General features: G+C 66.2%; 10 protein-coding genes. 3 read left to right on the top strand and 7 right to left on the bottom strand.

Translation table 11 applies throughout. The features are described from left to right. The 4 genes from Q7T84_RS15625 to folK form a co-directional block, all read right to left on the bottom strand. Positions 1-626, bottom strand: a 626-nt coding sequence (locus Q7T84_RS15625; protein ID WP_304810630.1) for an HD domain-containing protein, incomplete at its 3' end; no start/stop codon positions are given. Between the two features lie 89 nt (positions 627-715). Beyond that, on the bottom strand, positions 716-1,075 hold the full coding sequence (gene rpoZ / locus Q7T84_RS15620) for a DNA-directed RNA polymerase subunit omega (RefSeq protein ID WP_056734703.1): 360 nt from the start codon (positions 1,073-1,075) through the stop codon (positions 716-718). 83 nt (positions 1,076-1,158) lie between these two features. Continuing rightward, on the bottom strand, positions 1,159-1,797 hold the full coding sequence (locus Q7T84_RS15615) for an HAD hydrolase-like protein (RefSeq protein WP_304810626.1): 639 nt from the start codon (positions 1,795-1,797) through the stop codon (positions 1,159-1,161). A 70-nt stretch (positions 1,798-1,867) separates the two neighbouring features. Beyond that, positions 1,868-2,380, bottom strand: coding sequence for a 2-amino-4-hydroxy-6-hydroxymethyldihydropteridine diphosphokinase (folK, locus tag Q7T84_RS15610; RefSeq protein WP_304810624.1), 513 nt, complete (start codon positions 2,378-2,380; stop codon positions 1,868-1,870). 33 nt (positions 2,381-2,413) lie between these two features. Here folK and Q7T84_RS15605 point away from each other — a divergent pair, with 33 nt between their 5' ends. From Q7T84_RS15605 to Q7T84_RS15595, 3 genes are all read left to right on the top strand, one after another. Next, the gene (locus Q7T84_RS15605) at positions 2,414-3,019 is read left to right on the top strand and encodes an NYN domain-containing protein (protein WP_304810622.1); all 606 of its coding nucleotides are present in this window, start codon (positions 2,414-2,416) and stop codon (positions 3,017-3,019) included. Further along, positions 3,019-3,669: a uracil-DNA glycosylase gene (locus Q7T84_RS15600; RefSeq protein ID WP_304810620.1), complete on the top strand. Its 651-nt coding sequence runs from the start codon at positions 3,019-3,021 to the stop codon at positions 3,667-3,669. The genes Q7T84_RS15605 and Q7T84_RS15600 overlap by 1 nt, the downstream gene beginning before the upstream one ends. Before the next feature lie 138 nt (positions 3,670-3,807). Beyond that, positions 3,808-4,362: a PEPxxWA-CTERM sorting domain-containing protein gene (locus Q7T84_RS15595; protein ID WP_304810618.1), complete on the top strand. Its 555-nt coding sequence runs from the start codon at positions 3,808-3,810 to the stop codon at positions 4,360-4,362. 36 nt (positions 4,363-4,398) lie between these two features. On the opposite strand, the gene Q7T84_RS15590 is transcribed toward Q7T84_RS15595, so the two are convergent. Genes Q7T84_RS15590 through dapA form a run of 3 tightly spaced genes read right to left on the bottom strand, consistent with a single transcriptional unit; the run spans position 4,399 to position 6,487 of the window. Beyond that, complete coding sequence (locus tag Q7T84_RS15590; protein ID WP_304810616.1) at positions 4,399-5,145, bottom strand: GNAT family N-acetyltransferase; 747 nt, start codon at positions 5,143-5,145, stop codon at positions 4,399-4,401. 2 nt (positions 5,146-5,147) lie between these two features. Next, entirely contained in the window at positions 5,148-5,603 is a 456-nt protein-coding gene (gene smpB, locus Q7T84_RS15585) for an SsrA-binding protein SmpB (protein WP_293459377.1), read from the bottom strand. Beyond that, the gene (gene dapA, locus Q7T84_RS15580; RefSeq protein WP_304810610.1) at positions 5,603-6,487 is read right to left on the bottom strand and encodes a 4-hydroxy-tetrahydrodipicolinate synthase; all 885 of its coding nucleotides are present in this window, start codon (positions 6,485-6,487) and stop codon (positions 5,603-5,605) included. Before dapA ends, smpB begins: the two co-directional genes overlap by 1 nt. Positions 6,488-6,564: the final 77 nt, after the last annotated feature.

Raw genomic sequence — 6,564 nt, 5'->3', positions numbered from 1 at the left:
TCGGCCCGCAGCACCGCCAGGCGCCGCATGATCGCGTCGCGCGCCACCGGGTTCAGGTGCTCGAAAGCCAGCTCCTCCAGCTCCGAACAGATCCGGTGACAGCCGATGGAGCGCGCCAGCGGCGCATAGATGTCGAGGGTTTCGCGGGCGATCCGCTCTCGCTTGGCGGGGCTCTTGATGTAGTGGAGCGTCCGCATGTTGTGCAGACGGTCGGCCAGCTTGACCATCAGGACGCGCACGTCCTTGGAGATGGCCAGGATGAACTTACGAAGGTTCTCGGCCTGCTTGGTGTGTTCGCTGTTGAGCTCGAGCTTGGTGAGCTTGGTCACCCCCTCGACCAGCTCGGTGATCTCGGCCCCGAACAGGGCGCGGATATCGTCCGGCGTAACCGGCGTATCCTCGATCACGTCATGCAGCAGGGCCGTGACGATGGTGGCGGTGTCCAACCGATAGTCGGTCAGGATCCCCGCCACCTCGATGGGATGAGCAAAGTAGGGGTCGCCCGAAGCGCGCTTCTGACTGCCGTGCATGCGCATGGCGTAGACGTAGGCGCGGTTCAGGATCGCTTCGTCGGCGGTAGGGTCGTACGAGCGGACCTTCTCGATCAACTCGTACTGACGAAGCATCTTCGGACGCTTGATGACCGGCGCGTCCGTTCTTTCGGCGGGTGGTTCGGTCGCCGCCGGTAAGATGAGAGGTTCTGGGCCTTCTAGGCTCAGTACCGCTCCTCCTGGCCACCGTCGCGGTCGCTCTGCAGGGCGCGAACCAGTTCCAGCTCGCTCATCTGCATGTGGGTCGGGTCGGCCAGCAGGGCGAGGGTTTCAGCCTCTTCCTCGGCTTCCGAGCGTTCATCGACGCGTTGCAGGGTCCCGATCAGGTTCTCCCGCAGCTCGTCGGCGTCCACCACGTCGTCGGCGATTTCGCGCAGCGAGACGACGGGGTTCTTATCGTTGTCACGATCGACCAGCAGCGGGGCGCCGGCGGAAATGGCGCGGGCGCGATGGGCCGCCAGCAGCACGAGGCTGAAGCGGTTGGGGACCTTCTCGACGCAATCTTCGACAGTGACGCGGGCCATGGAATCCTCAGAAGGGCGATAGAACCGAACAAAATAGAGGCTTTGCGCTCATTGTGCAACGCCGCAACGCGGACTTTCGGCGCTCAGATCCCGCAGAGACCGGCCTCATGCAGGATGTCGCCCGGCGTTTCGAAAACCACGCTCGGCCGTTGAGCACGCAGGATCTGCGGCGTCGCATAGCCCCAGGTGACCGCACCGGTCGCCAGATGGGCTTTGCGGGCGGCCTCGATGTCACGCACTTCGTCGCCGACACAGAGCACATCGGCCTCGGCCACGCCGGCCTTGCGGATCACCGCGCGGAACTTCGGCGCCTTGCCGAACACCGAAGCGCCGCAGCCATAGTGAGCGATCAGCCCGGACAGTTCGGCTCCAAGCACCTCGCGCACCGTGGCCTCCGAGTTCGAACTGACCACCGCGATCTTCACGCCGCCAGCCGCCAGGCGGCGCAGCATGTTCTCGACGCCAGGGAAAAGCTTGAGGTCCGGCGCGGCTTCGGCGGCCAGTTGCCGGAAGTGAGCGGCGATGAACGGCATCTTCCAGGCGGGCACGCCCAGGCGCCGAATGATCTCGCGGTTCGGGCGGCCGCGCAGCTCCGCCATCTCGTCCACGCCGATCTGGCGGAAGCCGTAGCGCCCCGCCACGTCGTTCAGGACATTGGCGAACCAGAGCGCGCTGTCGGCCAGCGTGCCGTCGAAATCGAAGATCAGGAGGCGATAGCCCACGGAGGGAACCTGCACCAATGATGGGGCGCGGGGGCTATACCCGCGTGATCGCCGCGTCAACGCGGCTCGCCTAATTTGACGCACCCACCGGGGCGGCGTCGCGTCCCACCGTGGCGGCGGCCGCCAGCTCCAGGGCCGTTCGCCCCAGGACCGGATGGCGCCACCTAGGGGCGATTTGCGCCAGCGGCCCCATCACGAACAGCCGCTCGTGGGCGCGTGGATGCGGCAGGGTCAGCTCAGGATCGCCTGACACCAACCGACCATATGCGATCAGGTCCAGGTCCAGGGTGCGCGAGGCGTTGGGCGCTCCCCTCGCCCGACCGAACCGCGCCTCGATCATGAACAATGTTCGGATTAGGTCTTGGGGCGAAAGCTGAGCCTCGACAAGCACAACGCCGTTGCGATACTCCTGAACATTGGGGTCGGGCCAGGCGGCGGAACGCCACCAGGACGATCTCAAAAGAACGGGCAATCCCGCCTCCGCGAAACCAGCGAGCGCCGCCTCAAGAAGGGCTTCGGACGAACCAAAGTCGCCGGCCATATTACCGCCAAGGGCGACGATGACCGCATCGTCCGAATTCATGCCCAACGCCCTATTTCCAGGATCTTCGCACCCATGACCTTCTACCCCACCGACAGGCTCGCGCTCTTCATCGACGGAGCGAACCTGTATTCGGCCGCCAAGGGTCTGGGCTTCGATATAGACTATCGCAAGCTGCTGGAAGAGTTCCGCAAGCGCGGCGTGCTGGTGCGCGCCTATTACTACACCGCCCTGGTCGAGGATCAGGAATATTCGCCGATCCGCCCGCTGGTGGACTGGTTGGATTACAATGGCTTCCGCCTGGTGACGAAGCCGGCGCGTGAATACACCGACGCCCAGGGCCGCAAGCGCTGGCGTGGCGACATGGATGTCGAAATCGCTGTCGACATGCTCGAGATGGCGACCCACGCCGATCACCTGGTGCTGTTCTCCGGCGACGGCGACTTCCGCGTCCTGGTCGAAGCCGTGCAGCGACGCGGCGCGCGCGTGACCGTCGTCTCCACAGTGAAATCACAACCACCGATGGCGTCGGACGACCTGCGCCGCCAAGCCGACAGCTTCGTGGACCTGGCCGACCTGGCCGACATCATTGGCCGCCCCTCGCGTCTGCCGCGCTTCATCCAGGAAAGCCGCGTCGCCCGTGACAGCGACGCCGATCACGACGCCGACGCCGAGGCCTGATGTCTGTCGAGCTATGGGGCGCCGAGCCGCCCCGTGACTGCCCCCTCTGCCCGCGGCTCGTCGCCTATCGGCAAGCTAATCAAGCCCAGAACCCCGAATGGTGGAACGGCCCGGCTCCGTCGTTCGGCGATCCGGAGGCGCGGCTGCTAGTTGCGGGCCTTGCTCCTGGCCGCACCGGCGCCAACCGCACCGGTCGTCCGTTCACCGGCGATCACGCCGGGCTGATGCTCTACGACACCCTGACCAAGACCGGCTTCGCCAACGGCAAGTTTGACGCCCGCGTCGATGACGGGCTTGAGCTGATCGACTGCATGGTCACCAACGCGGTGCGCTGCGCCCCGCCCGGCAACAAGCCCGAAACCAGCGAAGAAAACACCTGCCGTCCGTTCCTGACCGCACGGCTCGAGGCGCTGCCGAGGCTGAAAGTCATCGTCACCCTGGGCGACGTCGCGCGCCGCAACGTGCTGAAGGCCCTGGGCCTGAAGGCGTCGGCCGGTATCCCCGGCCACGGGACTGAGTTTCAGGCCGGCCCCTATATCGTGCTGAACAGCTACCACTGCTCACGCCTCAACACGAACACCGGCCGTCTGACAGCGGAGATGTTCGAGGCGGTGTTCCAGCGGGCGCGCGCCTTGATCGACCAGCACTAACCAAAGATTGCATCCCGCACACCCCTGGTAGTTGAATGCGGTTTCGTGACCGTTAGAATCCGTCAAATGCTCAGGTTGGGCGATGACGTCCGGCCGCGCCCGTCACCGGGCCGGCAGTTCACGGGGGAATTTTCGAAAATGAAGGTACTTGGCGCGCTCGCGCTCATCGCGAGCCTTTCGTTTGGCCTGCCTGCGGCGGCTGGCACAGTGGTGATCAACGGTGATACGGCGGGCGGTCAGACCTACAATCGCCCGGTTGCCGACCTAATTGGCCTCTCCTCGGTCGGCACCAACGTCGCCTACCAGGTCACGGCCTTCACGGTCTCCACCGCGGGCGCCTACTCACTGCGTTCAGACGCTGGCTACGACAACTTCCTCGGTCTCTACGCAGGCACGTTCGATCCCACCCTGCCGTTGCTCAACGCCCTGGCGTACAACGATGACCTCAACAACAACCTGCGGGCCTCCGGCTTCACCACGAATCTGCTGGCGGGCGTCTCGTACTTCGCAGTTGCATCTGCCTTCGAAAACAAGGACTTCGGCGCCTACAACCTGACGATCTCAGGACCGGGCGACATCAGCCTCTCCTCGGCGGTCCCGGAGCCGGCCACGTGGGCGATGATGATCGCCGGCTTTGGCCTCGCTGGCGCGGCCCTGCGCCGCCGCAAGGGCGATCTGGCGCTCGCGGCCTGATGGCGGCTTGAGGGGGCGCATCGCGCGTCCCCTTAGCTACCTGCTCCAGTAAAGGTATCGCCAGGCACGTTCGAAACCGACGCCGCGATAGAGTGACCTTGCACCGGCGTTGCCTTCCTCGACCTGCAGGAACACCCGGTCGATCCCGCGCGCTTGAGCCGCGGCGCCCAGGCCGGCCAGGACGCGTCCGGCGAGCCCCTCCCCGCGCCGGGCGAGGTCCGTGCGCATGCCATGCACGCTCGCCCAACCATGCCCGAAAGCGGCCACGCCCACCGCGATGGTCCGCTCGCCTTCGCTAATCCCGCCATAGACGGCGTCGGCGGATCTGGACAGGGCGGCGACGCGGTTGGCGCCGTCCGCCGGATCAAAGCCTTCACTCGTGAACACCGCCGCCCAGCCGGGACCCGGCGCACGCTCGACCGGGGCCGGTTCGCCGCGCGCGCCTGCGATCATGTCCAGCGCCGCGCCGGTCTTCACCAGGGTCGGCTGTTCGGAGAGATAGCCGCGACGGGCAAGCTCGGTGCGAATATCTTCGAGGCCCGGCGCATCGGCGATCCGAAAAGCCGGCTTCAGGTCACGCGCGGCATAGGCGGCTTCAATCTCATCCAGAACCGCGACGTCGCACCGCAGGCCATGGCGCAGCGGAACTGCGCTGTTGGCGCGCCGGATCGTGCCGGGGTCCAGCGTGACCAGCCAGTCGCCGATCTCCAGCACCTCGCGCGGCGTCACGGCGGCGGCGGTGGCGCGTTCGATAGCCTCGACGTCGGCGGCGGCCGTGGCCACGCCTAGCCCTTGTCGCGCAGCAGTCGGGCTTTGTCCCGGGCCCAGTCGCGGTCGGCGGTCGCTTCGCGCTTGTCGTGCAGCTTCTTGCCCTTGGCGAGCGCGATCTCCAGCTTGGCCAGGCCCTTTTCGTTCCAATAGAGCTTGGTCGGAATGATCGTGCGGCCGTCGCGCTGGACCGCGCCGATCAGCTTGTCGAGCTGCTTGCGATGCAGCAGCAGCTTCCGGTGTCGGCGCGGCTCGTGATTGAAGCGGTTGGCCTGGGCGAAGGGCGGGATGTCGGCATTGATCAACACCACCTCGTTCCCCTCGATCGAGGCGTAGGACTCGGCGATGTTGGCCCGGCCGACCCGGAGCGATTTCACTTCTGAACCGGTCAGCATGATGCCGGCCTCGAAGGTGTCTTCGAGGAAGTAGTCGAACCGCGCGCGGCGGTTTTCGGCGATCAGCTTGCCTGCCATCAGATGACGCCAGCGTCTCTCATGCCGGCCAACACTTCAGCCCGCGAGGCCTCGGAGGCCGCCACGATCGGCAGTCGCACGTCTTCCAGGCAGAGGCCGAGGTGGGCCATCGCGAACTTGGTCGGCGAGGGCGAGGCGTCGGTGAACAGCGACTTGTGCAGTCGGATCAGCCGGTCCTGCCAGTAGAGCGCTGTCTTCCAGTCATCGCCCATGATGGCGTTGTAGAAGGTCGCGCAGAGGTCGGGGGCGACGTTCGAGGTCACCGAGATGCAGCCATGGCCGCCGTGGGCCATGTAGCCCAGCCCCGTGAGGTCATCGCCCGACAACATCACCCAATCGTCGCCGCACAGCAGGCGCTGCATGGTCGCCCGGGTCATGTCGCCGGTGGCGTCCTTGATACCGACGACGTTCGGCAGCTTGGAGAGCCGGCCCAGGGTCTCGTTGGAGATATCCACGGCGGTGCGCGAGGGCACGTTGTAAACCAGCACCGGCAGTTGGACCGTCTCGTTGATCGCCGCATAGTGGGCGTAGAGGCCCTCTTGGCTGGGGCGATTATAGTACGGCGTCACCACCAGGGCCGCATCGGCGCCGACGGCCTTGGCGTGCGCCACCAGTTCGATCGCTTCATCGGTCGCGTTCGAACCCGCGCCGGCGATCACCGGCACGCGGCCGGCGGCGGTCTTCACCGTCAGCTCGACAACGCGGCGGTGCTCGTCATGCGACAAGGTCGCGGTCTCGCCGGTGGTGCCGACGGGCACGAGGCCGTGGACGCCGCCGGCGATCTGGCGCTCGACGAGGGCCACCAGGGCCTGCTCGTCCACCGCGCCATCGCGGAACGGAGTCACCAGGGCCGGCATCACGCCCTTGAACAAAGGATCTGACATGGTCTGCAAAAAGCCGTGAAAGCGAGGCCAGTTGTTGCGGCCTCAAGATTTGGGCGGACAATATGGCGGGCCGACCC

The organism is Phenylobacterium sp., assembly GCF_030654915.1.
Classification (GTDB): domain Bacteria; phylum Pseudomonadota; class Alphaproteobacteria; order Caulobacterales; family Caulobacteraceae; genus Phenylobacterium.
The sequence above is the reverse complement of the archived record's forward strand: the minus strand, read 5'-3'. Positions and strand labels throughout refer to the sequence as shown.